This is a genomic window from Cellvibrio sp. PSBB023 (genome assembly GCF_002007605.1).
Lineage (GTDB): Bacteria > Pseudomonadota > Gammaproteobacteria > Pseudomonadales > Cellvibrionaceae > Cellvibrio.
This window is the reverse complement of the sequence record NZ_CP019799.1, coordinates 1,200,035-1,216,925: the sequence shown is the minus strand read 5'-3', so window position 1 is coordinate 1,216,925 and position 16,891 is coordinate 1,200,035. Positions and strand designations below refer to the sequence as shown.

Here is a 16,891-nt window from a genome sequence, read left to right as displayed (position 1 = left end):
CTAATCAAGTAGGTAGTCAAGTTTTTCGGTCAGCCCCGAAATGGAGTGTTCTGCAATCACTAATAACAAGTCGCAGTTAATCTTGTGATCTTCAATGGCGTAATTAATTTCTACCACTAAAGCTTGCTTCCATTTCATGTTGTTGTTTTGCAGCAAATCGGTAATGTTGCAATGTTGCCCCAACAACATGGGAGGGCCAAAACTGAAATGGGTATCCAACTGTTCGGCAAGTCCACGCAGGCAGGCGCCATTCAGGACATTTGCCGTATCCATCAGTAATTCATATTGTGCTTGTTCGTCAGGCACTTTGTCGTATTTCAACAGTCTGGCAAGGTCATTGAAGTCGGTTTCATGGAATATCAGCATGGCTTCACCAGCAATGCCGCCGCCGATAAATCCCTGACACACACCGTGCACTATGTCATTGTGGTTCTCGCGGTTCAGTGACTGCAAGGCCATGGCAATATCGGTGGGGTTCAGTACGCTGACATGGGGAATGGAGAGGACGACAAAAACATCCAACAGACGGGCCAAATGGGATCCGGCTTGGCCCATAGCGACATTGGTAATCTCTTGCAAGCAGTCGCGTTGGTCTTCGGTAAGCAAGTAATCGGGCATAGTTTCGATCTTGTTATAAGCATCTGGGGGTTTAATAGAAGCTTAGCAGCAATCTGCAGCTTTGTTGCAAAACATCAGGGCATTGATTGGTATGATTTTTTGTGACTTGCCGCACCGTGAAACGGGCTTATTTTTTATGCGCTAAGTGTCTATCGGATATGGTTTTTTAGGCTCTTTGTTTGTAGCGAAAAGTGTACTACCATGCCCTGAATATGAGTTAAATGAGCGTTATCGATGATTGGGTTGTGGGTTTCCAGTCCGGCGCTTTTTCGATCAATCGCTACCAAGAGGCAATTATGAGTCAATGCAAGCTGATATTGGCAAATGTCCGTGCATGCAATCCGTCGGGGCTGCTCAAGCCGGTACTCGCCGCAATAGTAGGAATGGGTTTATTAACCGGTTGTAGTCCATCCCCTACAGAATCAAGTGCTTCATTGTCCTCTACTGCGCCACTTGCATGGCAAAAACCCACTGACAAAGTTGCTGCTGATTATTTTGCAAGTTGCGAAGCCGATCACACACAGATTCGTGAGCAGATGAAAGCGTTTTCCGTTGACTCAAAACGCTATGAAGCAAAAGAATTATTATCCGCCATCAATGACATAGATTTGTTGCTGGATAAGCAAATGAATCTGGCCAGCCTCTATGCCAATGTGCATCCCAATGAAGCAGTACGTGTTAGTGCAGAAGAGTGCGAGCAAAAATTTGTAGAATTAGTCAGTGAAATCAGTTTGTCTCGTCCGCTCTACAATCATTTGGTAGCTGTTGAGATCGACAGTTTGGATGCGCTGGACAAGCGACTTGTGGAGCATTTGCTGCGCGACTTCAAACGTGCCGGTGTTGATAAAGATGAAGCAACACGTAATCGCATTAAAAAATTAAATGAAGAAATTAACTTGATTGGCCAGAGCTTCGATAAAAATATTCGCGATGGTGCCCGTCAATTAGTGCTTGATTCAGTAGATGACCTGAAAGGTTTGCCACAGGATTATATCGACGCCCATAAGCCGAACGAAGAAGGAAAAATCATTCTAACAACGGCCTATCCCGATTACGTTCCTTTTATGCAATACGCAGAAAACGATGAGCTGCGTAAACAGTTCTACGTTATTTTTCGCCAACAAGCCTACCCCGAAAATAAAGCTGTGCTGAAAACCTTGATTGAAAAGCGCCATGAATTGGCCAGGATCCTGGGGTATGAAAATTATTCGGCATTTGTTACTGAAGATAAAATGATCGGTTCTCCCGCCAATGCGCAAACATTCATCGATAAGGTTTCTGATGTTGCCACTCCGCGTGCGGAACAAGAGTACCAACAGCTGTTGGCACGTTTGCAACAAATAGATCCAACAGCAACCCGCGTTGCCGACTGGCAAAAAATCTATGTCGAGCATTTGGTCAAAAAAGAACAGTATCAGGTGAACGCACAAGAAGTGCGCCAGTACTTTCATTATGATCGTGTTAAACAAGGAATTTTTGACCTCACCCAAACCATGTTCGGTGTGACCATTCGCCCATGGCAGGCAGAGGTCTGGCATGAGTCGGTGGACGCTTATGAAATTTTGGATGGTGAAAAGGTTATCGGGCGTTTTTATCTGGATATGCACCCTCGTGCAGGAAAATACAAACATGCTGCCGAGTTTTCCGTTATTAATGGCATTAACGGAGTGCAATTGCCCGTCGCGGCCTTGGTGTGTAATTTCCCCGGTGGCGATGGTAGTTCAGGCTTAATGGAACATGCGGATGTTGAAACATTCCTGCATGAATTTGGTCACTTGCTGCATAACATTTTTGCCGGTACCAATCAGCGTTGGATGTATTTCTCCGGCATCAAAACAGAATGGGATTTTGTTGAGGCTCCATCGCAAATGCTGGAAGAGTGGGTGTGGGACGCAGAAACACTTGCCACCTTTGCACGCAACGATAAAGGCGAAGTCATTCCGCCTGCACTGGTAGAAAAAATGATCGCTGCCAGGGACTTCGGTCGTGGCATGTGGACCAAGCATCAATTATTTTATGCCGCTTTATCTCTCGGTCTTTATAACAATGATCCCGCGTCACTGGATTTGAATGAGGCAATGAAAACCATTCAATCCAAATACTCGCCCTTTGGCTATGTTGAGGATACATATTTTTATGCCAGCTTTGGCCATCTCAATGGTTACTCCTCAATTTATTACACCTACATGTGGTCACTGGTTATTGCTGCTGACATGCATAGCGAGTTTGTGAAAAAAGGCTTACGCAATCCTGAGTTGGCACATCATTACCGCAAAACAGTGCTCGAACCCGGCGGTACGAAAGATGCGGCAGAACTGGTTAAGGACTTCCTTGGCCGTCCGTACAGTTTTGATGCTTTTGCTCAGGATTTGGCGATTGAATAGAGCAATGTAATTTCATCTGTATACAACATGTCCGCTCCCATTAAGGTTATAAATGATGAAAATAAGCATGAAGTTTTCTGTGTTGTTGATGAGTGTGGTTTTTCTGGTGGCTTGCGGGGAACGCAAACGATTAGTGGATATAGGGAATGAAAAGCAAATTTTGTATATAGCCAATGGCGCTGATCCTGCTGATATAGATCCTCAAATCACCACAGGTTCTGTTGAGCATCGTATTGAGGGAGCGCTATTTGAACCATTGCTGACAAAAAACCTCACCACCCTTGAAATTGAGCCAGCACTTGCTGAAAGCTGGACTGTATCAGAGGATGGTTTGGTGTATGAGTTTAAAATTCGTGACAATGCTGTATGGTCTAATGGTGATAATTTGATTGCAGAGGACTTTGTTCAGTCATGGCGACGGGTATTGTCAGCTAAATTGGGGAGTGAATGGGCAACCTATCTGTACGTATTGAAAAATGGAGAGGCATATCACACTGGAAAAATTAAAGACTTTTCAGAGGTTGGCGTTGAGGCTGTTTCTGAGAAGGTATTAAGGGTTACTCTCTCTGGACCCACGCCGTATTTTTTGCAACTGCTTGATCATAATTGTATGTATCCAGTGCACATTAAAACCATCCTGAAACATGGAGAGTTTGATGAGCGGAGTACGCCCTGGACAAGGCCTGAAAACTTTGTTGGAAGCGGCCCCTTTGTGCCTGTTGAATGGGTGCCCAATAAAGTTTTTGTAATGGCTAAAAATCCGTTGTATTGGAATCATGAGCGCATCAAGTTATCTGAAGTGCATGTTCTGCCAGTTGAGGGCACTTTAGCCATGGAGCGGATGTATCGCGCTGGTCAATTGCATGTGGTGGAAAAACTTCCTCCAGCGAAAATAGCCTCTTATAAAAATGATCCTGCTCTGCATTCATTCCCTTTGTACGGTACTTATTTTTACCGGTTTAACACCACGATTAAACCTCTTAACGATGTGCGAGTTAGGCAGGCACTTTCCTATGCTATAGATAGAGGGCAGATTACCAAAACTATTTCACGTGGTGGAGAGCCAGTTATGCGCTCTTTAGTGCCTATTACTCCTGCGTATAAACCTAGTTATCAATTTCCCGAAGACATAGCGTTGGCTCAAAAATTGTTAGCTGAGGCCGGCTTTCCTGAAGGGAAGGGATTTCCAAAATTGACATTGACATACAATACGTTAGATGAACATCAAAAAATTGCTGTTGCTATTCAACAGATGTGGAAAAAGAATCTTGGTATTGACATACACTTGCAAAATCAAGAGTGGAAAGTTTTTCTTGCAAATCAACATCAGATGAATTATGAGATATCCCGAGCCTCTTGGATCGGCGATTATGTTGATCCAAATACTTTTTTAGAAATTTTTATTGCATCTAGTGGTAACAATGAAACTGGTTGGTCAAGTGCTGAATATGATGATCTTATTCGTGCGGCTTCTTTAGAAAAAGATCTGGATGCTCGCGTGAAAATCATGCAAGAAGCAGAAAAGATACTTATGACTGAATTACCAATTATGCCTATTTATGGCTATTCATGGAATCGCTTGGTTTCGCCAAGCGTGAAAAATTGGCAAGACAATGTTCAGGATTATTTTTCTTTCACTGATGTTTACTTAGCGCAGGATAAAAAATAATCATGCTTTTGTTTATCCTTAAACGAATTTTACAAGCAATTCCTGTGTTGCTGCTTGTCTCTGCAGTTACCTTTTTTATGGTTCGTGCGGCGCCTGGAGGGCCTTTTGATGCAGAGCGCGCGGTGCCGCCAGATGTGCTGAAACATTTAAATGAACGCTATCATCTTGATGATCCGCTCTGGAAGCAGTATCTGGATTATATGGGTAACTTGTTGCAAGGTGATTTTGGCCCTTCCTTCAAATATACAACTCACACGGTTAACGATTTGATTGCAGCTGGTCTTCCTGCTACTGCAGAACTATCACTCTATGCGATCCTATTTGCGTTGGTGGTGGGATTAACGGCAGGCATTTTTGCTTCGTTAAAAAGCAACACCCTGCAAGACTATATTCCTATGTCGGCCGCTATGATCGGTATTTGTATGCCAACTTTTGTACTGGGGCCGATACTGCTATTAGTGTTTGGGATCTGGTTAGGCTGGTTGCCTGTGGCTGGGTGGGGGCAAATTGCAGGCGATAAAATTTTACCTTCTGTTACTCTGGGATTTGCATATGCTGCCTATATTGCGCGCATCAGTCGCGGTGGTATGCTGGATGTGCTATCACAAGATTATATTCGCACTGCCAAAGCCAAAGGTTTATCAACTGCTCGCATTATTTTTGTTCACGCATTGCGCGGCGGAATTACACCGGTTATTTCCTTTCTCGGGCCAGCTATTGCGGGCTTACTTGCCGGTTCGTTTGTAGTTGAGTCTATTTTTCAAATTCCGGGTCTGGGGCGGTTTTATGTAATGGCGGCGTTTAATCGCGATTACACACTGATTCTCGGTCTCACCATTTTCTTTGCCTTTTTAATCGTCTTGTTTAACTTGCTTGCCGATATTGTATTGGTGTGGTTAAACCCAAAAGTGCGTCAGGATCTTGGGGGTAAACAATAATGTCGGTTAAAACTCTTTCACCGGAATTGCTTGAATCAGAAAAAGGGCGCTCGCTTACTCAGGATGCTATCGCCCGCCTCAAGAAAAATAAAATGGCAATGCTCGGCTTATTTGTCATTTTATTTATGGTCGCAATTGCACTGCTCACACCCTGGATTGCACCTTACAGTTATGAAGAACAAAATTTGGATCTTGGTGCTTCTGCTCCGTCGGCGGATCATTGGTTAGGTACAGATACGCTGGGGCGTGATCAGCTCACTCGTATTATGTACGGCAGTCGTATTTCGTTAATGGTCGGTTTTATTGCAACCGCCGTTGCCCTTACGATTGGTGTGCTGTGGGGGGCTATTGCCGGTTTTGTTGGCGGTCGTGTTGATGCCGTAATGATGCGTATTGTTGATGCGCTTTATGCATTACCTTTTACGATTTTTATTATTTTGCTCACCGTTATTTTTGGCAGCAGTATGCTGCTGTTGTTCCTGGCAATTGGTGCGGTGGAATGGCTGACCATGGCGCGGATTGTGCGCGGGCAGGTACTTACCATTAAGCGGCAGGAGTTTGTGGAGGCGGCTATTTCTATGGGCTTGTCGCCCTGGCGAATCATCACTCGCCATTTAATTCCCAATGTGCTTGGTCCGGTAATTGTCTACACCACCTTGACAATTCCCAGTGTGATTTTGTTGGAGTCTTTTCTGAGTTTCCTTGGCTTGGGCATTCAGCCACCAGCCAGTTCTTGGGGCTCATTAATTTCCGGTGGTGTCGAAACCATGGAAGAGTATCCGTGGTTATTGATTTTCCCCGGGTTGGTTCTGACGATCACACTGTTTTCACTCAATTTCCTCGGTGATGGTTTGCGTGATGCGCTTGACCCACGAGCCTCCAAGGATTAAATCATGAGCCAAGAGACCTTATTAGCTGTCGAGAATCTGCGTGTCGTATTTAATACCCGCAATGGACAAACTGTTGCTGTTGAAGATTTGAGTTTTTCGCTTAATGCGGGCGATGTATTGGGTATTGTGGGGGAGTCAGGTTCAGGTAAGTCTGTGGCCTGCTACAGTTTGCTAGGGCTAATACCTACGCCGCCAGGAAATGTTGAGTCAGGTCGCGCGTTATTTCATGGTCAGGACTTGTTGCGAATGACTGAGGCGGAGTTACGCAAGGTGCGTGGCAATAAAATCGCTATGATTTTCCAGGACCCAATGACTTGCCTTAATCCAAATATGCGTATTGCGGATCAACTCACGGAGGTGTTGCGGCAGCATAAAGGGGTAACAAAACAGCAAGTATTGGAAAAGGCGATAGCTGCATTAAATGAGGTGGGGATTCAAGATGCGGCAAAACGTATTAATGAATATCCACACCAGTTTTCCGGTGGTATGCGCCAACGGGTGATGATCGCTATGGCACTCTTGGCAGAACCAGAATTATTAATCGCTGACGAGCCAACCACTGCATTGGATGTGACGGTGCAGGCACAAATTCTTACACTTATAAAACAGCTACAACAAACGCGCAAATTAGCCGTGATTTTTATCACCCATGACTTGGGCGTGGCTGCACAAATGGCTGATCATGTATTGGTAATGGAAAAAGGGAAATTGGTAGAGCAGGGTGCAACGATGCAGCTCTTTAAAAATCCAACCCAACCTTATACACATAAACTGTTGAGTGCCGTACTCACTACAGCCAAACCCGCTGCAAGCGCTGCACATAAAGATGAGCCTGCATTACTGGAAGTAAAAAAATTACAAGTTGGCTTCCCTGTCAGGGTGGGTACTATTTTTAGCAAAATAAAAGCCTTTGCGCGCGGTGTGGATGGCGTGAATATTAATATCCAACGCGGTGAAATTTTGGGTGTAGTGGGGGAATCGGGCTCAGGGAAATCAACTCTTGGGCGCAGCATTATTCGTTTGGTGGATGCACAGTCCGGTGAGATTTTATTTAAAGGCAAAAATCTCCTTGCTGTATCCGAGTCAGACTTCAGTCGCATTCGCCCGCAGATACAAATGATTTTCCAAGACCCTTACGCATCGCTTAACCCGCGCATGACGGTATTCGATACCTTGGCGGAACCACTCTTGGTTCATGGGCTTGCCACTCACGCAACGGTACTGGAAAAAGTAAAAGAGTTGATGGATGACGTCGGTCTGGATCGTCGCTTTATTCGCAAATATCCCCATGAGTTTTCCGGCGGGCAGCGCCAACGTATTGCCATTGCGCGTGCTATTGCATTAAAACCACAGTTAATTATTGCCGATGAGCCGGTCTCTGCGCTCGATGTGACTATTCGAGCACAAATATTGGCGTTATTGTTGGAGCTCACACAAAAACATAATTTGACCATGTTGTTTATTTCTCATGATATGTCAGTCGTGCGCTATCTGTGCGACAGGGTGGTTGTCATGCAGAAGGGTAAGTTGATAGAAGAAGGAGAAACCGAGCAGTTGTTTGCAGCGCCTCGGGAAGAATATACACGGCATTTATTAGCAGCGATTCCAACGCTCTAACGACCAAGGAATTTACTATGAATCAGCCAGATGATAAATCACAAACACCGGCACCACAGACTAATACTCCACCTGATATAAGCTCACCAAAAGCGGCACCACGATCAACTAATTGGCCGTTGGGTCTGGCAATCGTGGTAATTGGCGGGCTGTTGTTGGCTCGTAATTTGGGCTATGAATTATTCTTTCTGGATTTTCATAACTGGTGGGCTTTTTTCATTTTGCTGGCCGCTATTGGACCGTTGCAGCAGGCGCTCACGTTTTATCGGCGCGAAGGTTTGAGTGCGGCGGTGGTAAATTCTCTGGTGTCAGCCGGTGCAATTATCTTTATTGCGTTGATGTTTTTGCTGGATTTGTCTTTCACCACCTGGTGGCCCATTTTTGTCATCATCGGCGGTCTTTATATGATGACCAATCGCAATCGTTAAGCGTTTTTTTTGCTGCTATTTAAATTATTAAATGGGCCAGTTTATGAGTGCGATCTGCTGTGGGTTGGCGCGGATACACCATGCGTGATCATGCCAGTCCCCTAATACCATGCGTTCGGCGGGTTTGTTGTTGGCAATCAGCGCGTGGCGTGCGGGGCGATGGGTGTGGCCGTGTATCATGAGCTGAACGTTTACCTGCTCCATTTGCCTTATCACTTCCGCCGGTGTTACATCCATGATGTCAGCGGCTTTCAAGCTGTTCATACTTTGGCTTTTGTCGCGCAGCTGTGTTGCCAGGGCGCGGCGCGCTGCCAGTGGTTGTGCGAGTACTTGCTGTTGCCATTGAGGGCTGCGAACCATCGCACGAAAATCCTGATAGTCCTGGTCTTCTGTGCACAGCGCATCGCCATGCACAAGCAGCGTTGTTGTACCGTACAAATTAATCACAGTACCTTCTGGGATGAGCGTCATGCCTGATTGTTTTGCATAGCCTTCACCTAATAAGAAATCGCGATTGCCATGCATAAAATAAATAGCAATGCCTCGCTGGTGAAGTGCGAATAATTCATTGGCGACTTGTTGTGGTAGTTCTGCGTCATCGTCATCGCCAATCCAGGTATCGAAAAAATCGCCGAGGATATAAAGCGCTTCGGCATGGATTGCTTGTGTTTGCAAAAAATGAAAAAACGCCCGCGTGACCTGCGGGCGTGATTCATGAAGGTGTAAATCTGAAATAAACAGCGTCTGCATATTATTCAGCGATGGTAGCGCTTTGGATAATCACTGCTTCTTTGGGAACATCTTGATGGAAACCTTTGGAGCCGGTCTTCACACCTTTAATCTTGTTAACGACATCCATCCCATCGACAACTTTGCCAAACACACAGTAGCCCCAGCCTGATGCATTTTTACCGCTGTGGTTGAGGAAGCTGTTATCTTTCACGTTGATAAAAAATTGCGCAGTTGCACTGTGTGGATCATTGGTGCGCGCCATAGCCAAAGTGCCGGTCAGGTTTTGAAGGCCATTGTCAGCTTCGTTCTGAATCATTTCACGGGTTTCTTTTTGTTGGAAATCCTCGGTAAAACCGCCACCTTGGATCATAAAGCCGTCGATGACGCGATGGAAAATAGTGCCGTTATAAAAACCATCTTCCACATATTGTTTGAAGTTGGCTGCGGTCTTGGGCGCTTTATCGAAATCCAGTTCAATAACTATATCGCCGTAGTTAGTATGTAATGTGATCATGATGAATCTCCCTTGAGATTTAGAGGGTGGTGCTGGAAAAAGCCGGTATGATACGCGCTCCCCTAAGGGGAAGGAATGCGCAAGTGAGTAAATTTAAACGTAGAGAGAGTTATGCAGCGCGGCAAATTTCTGACTATAGAAGGCACCGAAGGTGTCGGCAAGAGTACAAACCTGGCCTTTGTACGTGATTGGCTGGTTTCAAAGGGGCTGGAGGTTATTGTCACCCGCGAACCCGGCGGCACCCCCTTGGCGGAGGAAATTCGCAGCCTGTTGTTGAGCAAGCGCGCTGAAGCAGTGGATGAAACGGCAGAGCTCTTGCTGGTATTTGCCGCCCGCGCCCAGCATTTGGCCCAGGTCATTAAACCGGCACTGGCGCGTGGTGCTTGGGTGCTCAGCGATCGTTTTACCGATGCAACCTATGCCTATCAAGGTGGCGGGCGCGGTTTGAGTAAATCGATCATCGAACAGCTTGAACAATTAGTGCAGGGTGATTTGCGACCGGACTTAACCCTGATTCTGGATATCGATGTGCAGCTTGGCTTGGATCGCGCTCGCCAACGGGGCGAACTGGATCGATTTGAAAGTGAAACAATCAGCTTTTTTGAGCAGGTTCGTGCCGCCTATCGTCAGCGCGCATTGGCAGCGCCGAAGCGCTATGCCTTGGTAGATGCAGGCCAGCCCTTAAGCAAAGTACAGGCCGATATAGACAGCCTGCTGACGAGATTGCTGGTATAGCCATTAAAAATCAGCAGCAGCCTCAATGCGTAAGGGCATACCGGTAATGGGATGGTCAAACCAGAGTTCTTGCGCGTGCAGTAAAAGGCGAGGGGATTTGGCGAGTACATCGGCTGGCGCATAGAGCCCATCACCCAGCATCGGGTGGCCCAGGCTCAGCATGTGCACGCGAAGCTGATGGGTACGACCGCTCACCGGTTCAAGCAATACCCGCGTGCTATTGTTGTCTTTATCGCGCGCCAGTACCTTGTATCGGGTATGGGCTGATTTGCCGCTTTCAAAACAGACTTTTTGCAGCGGGCGATTGGGCCAGTCACAAATCAGCGGCAGGGTGACTTCGCCTTCATCTTGCTCGACCAATCCCTCGACCACGGCTACATAGCGCTTATGTATTTCGCGCGCCTCAAATTTGTGGGTAAGGTTTTTCAAAGTGAGGTAGTTGAGCGGGAACATCACAATGCCTGATGTACCTTGATCCAGACGATGCACTACGCGTGCGTTAGGGTTGAATTTTAAGGCGCGATTGTAGAGACAGTCTTGTTTGTCGGGGCCTTTACCGGGAACACAAAGCAGTCCTGCTGGCTTGTTGGCAATGAGTAAATCCTCATCCAGATAGAGAATGTCGAGCAGGGAATCGGTCATTAGTGGGCCTGAGGCGGAATTAAGCGGGCGCGGATTATCGCAAATTTGTTAAGCTTGCCCAATATTTTATTCGATTTGCTATACCGAGTAGTTTCATGAGCGACTTCCCGATTCACCCTTACCCATGGCAATTACCTGAGTGGCAGCAGTTGATGCAGCAAATCGCTGCACAAAAACTCCCGCATGCCATGATGTTCGCCGGCCCTCGTGGTATAGGTAAGCGTCACCTTGCCGATGCCTTGGCACAGCTCTTGTTATGCGATGCACCCATCGAAGGCACAGCCTGCGGCAAGTGCCGCGGTTGTGAATTGAATAAAGCCCAGACTCACCCGGATTTGGTTTGGCTGGAGCCGGAAGAGGCGGGCAAAGCCATCAAGGTGGATCAGGTGCGTGAGCTGACAGAATCCCTCGGAAAGACGGCACAACAAGGTGGCTATAAAGTCGTCATTATCGAGCCGGCGGAAGCGATGAACGGTAACGCCGCCAACGCGCTGCTTAAATCCTTGGAGGAGCCGGCAGCCAATACTTTATTGGTGCTCATCGCCCATAGCCCTAGTGCAGTATTACCTACGATTCGCAGCCGCTGTCAGTTGCGCAAGTTTCCCATGCCGCGTAGTGAGCAGGTTATCCGCTGGTTATCCCCCTTATTGGTTGGTACAACAGCCACGCCTGAGCCGTTGCTCGCCGCCGCGCGTGGTGCCCCCTTGGCGGCTTTGGCGTTGTTACAAGGGGATGCACTGGAGCAGCGGGAGCAAACCCTGCAGCTATTTACGCGCCTGAGCTTGGGGCAAATATCGGCTATTGAGGTAGCTGCTCAATGGCACGGTGGCGATGTGCAAGGCTTACTGGAGTGGCTGCTGAGCCTGCTACACAGTATTGCGCGCTGGAAAGTCGGTGCCGACGATGCGCAAATGCAACATGCGCCGGTAGAGTTGCGCGAACGCTTGAGCCATTTGAATTTGCCGCTGCTGCACCGTTATGTTGAAAAATTGATGCTCTCTAAAAAGCAATTGCTCAGTGGTTCCAATCCCAATAAGCAATTGTTATTGGAGGAATTATTGCTCGATTGGGGCGCCTTATTGCGCGCCAGCACGAATCGCGCAATGGCGTCTGGACACTAGTCAGCTAATCTATTAGTGTTCGACCCTATTGGGGCTCAGAAGCTTACAAAAACAACAAGCAGGATCAGTTATGCAACCGATTGGTGGTGGTGCCCGCAACGGCATACTCTCGTTAACGATCAAAGACAAAGCCGTGCTTTACGCCGCGTATATGCCGTTTGTGAAAAACGGTGGCATGTTTATCCCGACCAACAAGACCTACAAGTTGGGCGATGAAGTGTTTATGTTATTGAGTTTAATGGATGAACCGGAAAAGATTCCGGTTGCAGGCAAGGTTGTCTGGGTGACGCCCAAAGGTGCACAAGGCAACCGTGCGGCTGGCATCGGTGTGCAATTTAGCGACCAGGATAATACTGCCATCAACAAGATTGAAAATTACCTGGCCGGTATGCTCAATTCAGACAAGCCCACCCATACCATGTAATCTGCCCACTGAGTTTCCCTGAAGCCAGGTAACGCCTGGCTTCGTTGTTTTTGTTAGTGCTGTTTTTTGTGAACTGTTTTTTGTGAGAAGTATTTATGTTAATCGACTCCCACTGCCACCTCGACCGACTCAAGCTTGACGCTTATAGCGGTGATTTAGGCGCAGCCATCGCGGCGGCACACGAGCGTGGAATTCAACAAATGCTGTGCATCGGTATTAGTTTGGAAAATATCCAGACGGTAATCGATATTGCCCAAGCTCATCCTGGTGTGGTCGCATCTGTAGGGGTTCATCCCTGCGATGTGAAAGAAGGGGCTGCAACCGCAGAGCAATTAATTAATTGGGCATCACAACCCAAAGTCGTTGCACTGGGTGAAACCGGTTTGGACTATCACTACGAAACTGAAAGCAAAGAGATCCAACACGACAGTTTTGCGCTGCACTTACGTGTGGGTAAACAAATTGGCCTGCCGGTTGTTGTGCATACTCGCGAAGCCAAAGCCGATACGCTGGCATTAATAAAAGAACATGGCAGCCTCGAACACAGCGGTGTACTGCATTGCTTTACCGAAGATTGGGAAATGGCGAAAGCGGCACTGGATTTGAATTACTACATTTCCATTTCCGGTATCGTTACCTTTAAGACGGCCGATCAAATTCGCGATGTGGTGCGTAATATGCCAATTGATCGTTTGTTGGTTGAAACTGATTCGCCATACCTCGCGCCCATTCCTTATCGCGGCAAACCCAATGAGCCAAAGTATGTACGCGAAGTGGCGCAGTTTGTTGCCGACGTACGTGGTATTCCACTGCAGGAATTGGCTGAGCACACCACTGAAAATTTTTATCGCCTGTTTCGCAAAGCTAAACACTATCTGCCTAATTGAGCCCGCTTTGAGGCTTTCCCAAAAAAGAATGGCGAATACCTACCAATATTAATGTGAGAACAACAATGTCTGCACAAGCCCAACAGTTAAAAATTATGCTCGATCTGCAAGATGCCATGAACACAAAAGTCACTGCCAATTGGCAGCAACAAGGCTATGAATGGTATCGCGCCATTTGGGTTGAGTGTGCTGAGTTGATGGATCATTACGGCTGGAAGTGGTGGAAAAAACAATCGCCCGATACTGAACAAGTGGCATTGGAATTAATTGATATCTGGCATTTTGGTTTAAGTATTTTGCTGCAATCAGATGCCTCACGGGATGACATCATCGCCCGCCTGCAGCGCGAATTGGTTATTGCTACCGATGAAACCGATTTCCGTCTCGACCTGGAAAAATTTGTCGCCGCTACCTTGGGGATCGTCAATTCCATATCGGCTTGTTTGCGCGTTTAATGGCGGGCGTGGATATGAGTTTTGACCAGCTCTATCGTGGCTATGTGGGTAAAAATGTGCTCAATTTTTTCCGTCAGGATCATGGCTATAAAGATGGCAGCTATCGCAAGCATTGGCATGATGGCCGCGAAGATAACGAGCACCTGGTTGAGGCTGTGCTAAGCCTGGATACGACCAAAGTAGAATTTAAAGATGAGTTATATCGAGCACTGGCTGCGCGTTATCAACAGTAAGTGAGTCATTAGTTAGGGCAGTGCCTGGATACCACCCGTGTCCAGGTGCTGATCCACGGCAAGCAACACCGGAGGCAATCCATAATGTGCACGCGCACGTGTACATGCCTCGTTCAACTGTCCCTGCTCATCCAAAATATCAAACTCCCGACAGGTACTTGGGCGATTCTCATAAATACTACAACTCACCTGCGAGCCAACCACACCTTCCAGCGCTGTACAGTGCACCGGATGGGTTTCTGTGCCTTTCATACAGGCGTGGTGGGGGCTGACCTGTAAGGTCAGGTCGTCAGGGACTATGCCGCCAGTGCTCTGGCATTCGCCCCAATAGAAAGACACGCGAAAGTGGGCACAGCAAGCCCCACAGCTAAGGCACGGTGATTCCAGGCTCATGTAAGTTCACGTATAAGGAGTTGAATGCAGGGAGAATCCCTGATTGATCAAGAGAACTCTTGATTGGCGGCGATTGTGCGCTATCGGTTGGAATTTTCAAGAGGGCGATATCGCCAAATGCGTCAAAAAGGATTCCGCGCTTCAAAATTTTATTGGCAAGTGTAAATAACCGGTTAATTTCAGGAATCAATCTCATCCAGCATGGTGAAATGGGGTGAATTTTCTGCCCAAATGCCTATAATGCTCGCCCGTCTTATCAGTAAAACCCAGGCACACAATGCCGAACTTTCGTTTCCTTCCAATATCACCCGAATAAATGGAGTCTCATCGTGAAAGCACCTGTAAGAGTTACCGTCACTGGCGCCGCAGGCCAAATCAGCTACTCATTGTTGTTCCGCATCGCTGCTGGCGACATGTTAGGTAAAGATCAACCCGTTATCCTGCAATTGCTGGAAATCACCCCGGCTCTGAAAGCACTGCAAGGTGTAGCGATGGAATTGGACGATTGTGCATTCCCATTGTTGGCTGGCATTGTGACTACTGATGACCCATCGGTTGCCTTCAAAGATACCGATTACGCACTGTTGGTAGGCGCACGTCCACGCGGCCCAGGTATGGAGCGTAAAGATCTGCTGGCTGCTAACGCCGCGATCTTCTCTGTACAAGGCAAGGCAATCAACGATCACGCCTCACGCAACATCAAAGTATTGGTAGTTGGTAACCCTGCCAACACCAACGCATTGATCGCACAGCGCAATGCACCTGACATCAACCCACGTCAATTCACTGCCATGACCCGTTTGGATCACAACCGTGCACTGTCCCAGTTGGCGACCAAAACCGGCACCAGCATCAATAACATCACCAAAGCACTGATCTGGGGTAACCACTCATCTACCCAATACCCAGACCTGCACAACACCTTGGTTGATGGCAAGCCAGCGTTGAGCCTGGTTGATCAAGCATGGTACGAAGCAGATTACATCCCAACTGTACAACAACGTGGTGCTGCCATTATTGCTGCACGCGGCGCTTCTTCTGCTGCGTCTGCAGCAAACGCGGCAATCAATCATATCCGCGATTGGGCACTGGGCACTCCAGCAAATGATTGGACCAGCATGGGCGTATACAGCGATGGCTCTTACGGCATTGAAAAAGGCCTGATCTACTCATTCCCTGTTGTGTGTAAAAACGGTGATTGGGAAATCGTACAAGGTTTGGATATCAACGAATTCTCACGCGCTCGTATGACTGCAACCGAAAAAGAATTACAAGAAGAGCGTGATGCAGTGAAAGAGTTGCTGCCTGCGTAAATTGTAAAAGCTGTACACAATAAGGCCGCTCATTGAGCGGCTTTATTTTTTTACCCATTATTAGTTTGATGGGGTTTATTGTTGTCAACATGGAGTTATTTGAATGAAAAAAATGCTATTGGTATCGTCGTTAATGGCTGCAGTGGTTTCTCTGCATGCCGCTGCGCAGCAAAATCCGTCTCCCTTTTATGTAGGCATTGGCTTCGGTAAAGTTTCAGTTCCTACTGTTGAGGAGATTAAATTTAGCGATCCCAATAATGGATTCATCCAATTCGGTTATAAAATTAATGAAAATTTTGCCATAGAAGGACAGTACTCAAAATCTATTAAAGATGCATCTGCCAGTTTCGAAGCAGAAGGTATAGATGTTAGCGATGTCTGGTGGAGTTCAATAGTTTCGCTAAACCCTGGCGTTACCTTGGCCGATGCTCAGAACATGTATCCCTATGTTGAAGTTGATGCATCACTGGGTGCGGATGTAAATGTTGAAACCACAGCAATATATGGCGTGTATCGTTCTAGCGGTGATCTATATGTAAAAGCCAAAGCTGGTTATCTGCGGGAAAAGAGCACCTTAACCATGCGCGCAAACTCATACGACTTAACCGCCTATGTTTCAGACGGTGATCCATTTCGGTTCAGCGCCAAAAGAGGCGATAACAATTTCGATGCGCTAGATTTGGGGCTGTCCGAGAAAATTTCTGAAAGTGAGTCGGGTTTCTCGGGTGGCGTAGGTGTAGGTTATAAGTTTACTGCCAGTCTGTTTTCAGAGCTGGAATATACAATGTTGAATGATGATCTTGATTTTTATTCTTTGAGTATTAACTACGCCTTTTAATAAAGAACTTAAACAACCGCTCATATGAGCGGTTGTTTAAGTTAGGTTATGATGAGACTT

17 protein-coding genes and 1 pseudogene are annotated in these 16,891 nt (G+C 47.0%); 13 read left to right on the top strand and 5 right to left on the bottom strand.

All coding sequences use genetic code 11. The features are described 5' to 3' along the window. Entirely contained in the window at nt 1-618 is a 618-nt protein-coding gene (locus tag B0D95_RS05480; protein WP_078042949.1) for a histidine kinase, read from the bottom strand. Nucleotides 619-839: 221 nt separating this feature from the next. Here B0D95_RS05480 and B0D95_RS05475 point away from each other — a divergent pair, with 221 nt between their 5' ends. From B0D95_RS05475 to B0D95_RS05450, 6 genes are read left to right on the top strand one after another with little or no spacing between them, the layout of a single operon-like run. Further along, nucleotides 840-3,002 carry a M3 family metallopeptidase gene (locus tag B0D95_RS05475; RefSeq protein ID WP_246841735.1) on the top strand — a complete coding sequence of 721 codons (2,163 nt, stop codon included), beginning with the start codon at nt 840-842 and terminating at the stop codon, nt 3,000-3,002. 52 nt (nt 3,003-3,054) lie between these two features. Next, complete coding sequence (locus tag B0D95_RS05470; RefSeq protein ID WP_149867867.1) at nt 3,055-4,671, top strand: peptide ABC transporter substrate-binding protein; 1,617 nt, start codon at nt 3,055-3,057, stop codon at nt 4,669-4,671. A gap of 2 nt (nt 4,672-4,673) precedes the next feature. Then, a complete protein-coding gene (locus B0D95_RS05465) occupies nt 4,674-5,609 on the top strand; it encodes an ABC transporter permease (RefSeq protein ID WP_078042947.1) in 936 nt (311 codons plus the stop codon). After that, complete coding sequence (locus B0D95_RS05460) at nt 5,609-6,499, top strand: ABC transporter permease (protein ID WP_078042946.1); 891 nt, start codon at nt 5,609-5,611, stop codon at nt 6,497-6,499. Before B0D95_RS05465 ends, B0D95_RS05460 begins: the two co-directional genes overlap by 1 nt. 3 nt (nt 6,500-6,502) lie before the next feature. Beyond that, a complete protein-coding gene (locus B0D95_RS05455) occupies nt 6,503-8,116 on the top strand; it encodes an ABC transporter ATP-binding protein (RefSeq protein ID WP_078042945.1) in 1,614 nt (537 codons plus the stop codon). Between the two features lie 17 nt (nt 8,117-8,133). Then, a complete protein-coding gene (locus B0D95_RS05450) occupies nt 8,134-8,544 on the top strand; it encodes a hypothetical protein (protein WP_246841734.1) in 411 nt (136 codons plus the stop codon). 27 nt (nt 8,545-8,571) lie between these two features. Here the strand turns inward: B0D95_RS05450 and B0D95_RS05445 are convergent, their stop codons facing one another. After that, entirely contained in the window at nt 8,572-9,294 is a 723-nt protein-coding gene (locus tag B0D95_RS05445) for a UDP-2,3-diacylglucosamine diphosphatase (RefSeq protein WP_078042944.1), read from the bottom strand. Nucleotide 9,295: 1 nt separating this feature from the next. Next, a complete protein-coding gene (locus tag B0D95_RS05440) occupies nt 9,296-9,790 on the bottom strand; it encodes a peptidylprolyl isomerase (RefSeq protein WP_078042943.1) in 495 nt (164 codons plus the stop codon). 111 nt (nt 9,791-9,901) lie between these two features. Here B0D95_RS05440 and tmk point away from each other — a divergent pair, with 111 nt between their 5' ends. After that, nucleotides 9,902-10,525 carry a dTMP kinase gene (gene tmk, locus B0D95_RS05435; RefSeq protein ID WP_078042942.1) on the top strand — a complete coding sequence of 208 codons (624 nt, stop codon included), beginning with the start codon at nt 9,902-9,904 and terminating at the stop codon, nt 10,523-10,525. Between the two features lie 3 nt (nt 10,526-10,528). Here the strand turns inward: tmk and B0D95_RS05430 are convergent, their stop codons facing one another. Continuing rightward, nucleotides 10,529-11,167, bottom strand: a complete 639-nt coding sequence (locus B0D95_RS05430; RefSeq protein ID WP_078042941.1) for a pseudouridine synthase — start codon at nt 11,165-11,167, stop codon at nt 10,529-10,531. A gap of 95 nt (nt 11,168-11,262) precedes the next feature. Between B0D95_RS05430 and B0D95_RS05425 the strand changes: the two genes are divergently transcribed. From B0D95_RS05425 to B0D95_RS05410, 4 genes and pseudogenes are all read left to right on the top strand, one after another. After that, a complete protein-coding gene (locus tag B0D95_RS05425; protein ID WP_078042940.1) occupies nt 11,263-12,288 on the top strand; it encodes a DNA polymerase III subunit delta' in 1,026 nt (341 codons plus the stop codon). 70 nt (nt 12,289-12,358) lie between these two features. Further along, nucleotides 12,359-12,712, top strand: a complete 354-nt coding sequence (locus tag B0D95_RS05420; RefSeq protein ID WP_078042939.1) for a PilZ domain-containing protein — start codon at nt 12,359-12,361, stop codon at nt 12,710-12,712. 95 nt (nt 12,713-12,807) lie between these two features. Then, on the top strand, nt 12,808-13,599 hold the full coding sequence (locus B0D95_RS05415; RefSeq protein WP_078042938.1) for a TatD family hydrolase: 792 nt from the start codon (nt 12,808-12,810) through the stop codon (nt 13,597-13,599). A gap of 65 nt (nt 13,600-13,664) precedes the next feature. After that, nucleotides 13,665-14,287, top strand: a pseudogene (locus tag B0D95_RS05410) (dUTP diphosphatase). Nucleotides 14,288-14,299: 12 nt separating this feature from the next. On the opposite strand, the gene B0D95_RS05405 reads toward B0D95_RS05410, so the two are convergent. After that, nucleotides 14,300-14,626 carry a YkgJ family cysteine cluster protein gene (locus B0D95_RS05405; RefSeq protein ID WP_246841733.1) on the bottom strand — a complete coding sequence of 109 codons (327 nt, stop codon included), beginning with the start codon at nt 14,624-14,626 and terminating at the stop codon, nt 14,300-14,302. A 383-nt stretch (nt 14,627-15,009) separates the two neighbouring features. Here B0D95_RS05405 and B0D95_RS05400 point away from each other — a divergent pair, with 383 nt between their 5' ends. Next, nucleotides 15,010-15,993, top strand: a complete 984-nt coding sequence (locus B0D95_RS05400) for a malate dehydrogenase (RefSeq protein ID WP_078042936.1) — start codon at nt 15,010-15,012, stop codon at nt 15,991-15,993. Nucleotides 15,994-16,096: 103 nt separating this feature from the next. After that, entirely contained in the window at nt 16,097-16,831 is a 735-nt protein-coding gene (locus tag B0D95_RS05395; protein WP_078042935.1) for an outer membrane beta-barrel protein, read from the top strand. Nucleotides 16,832-16,891: the final 60 nt, after the last annotated feature.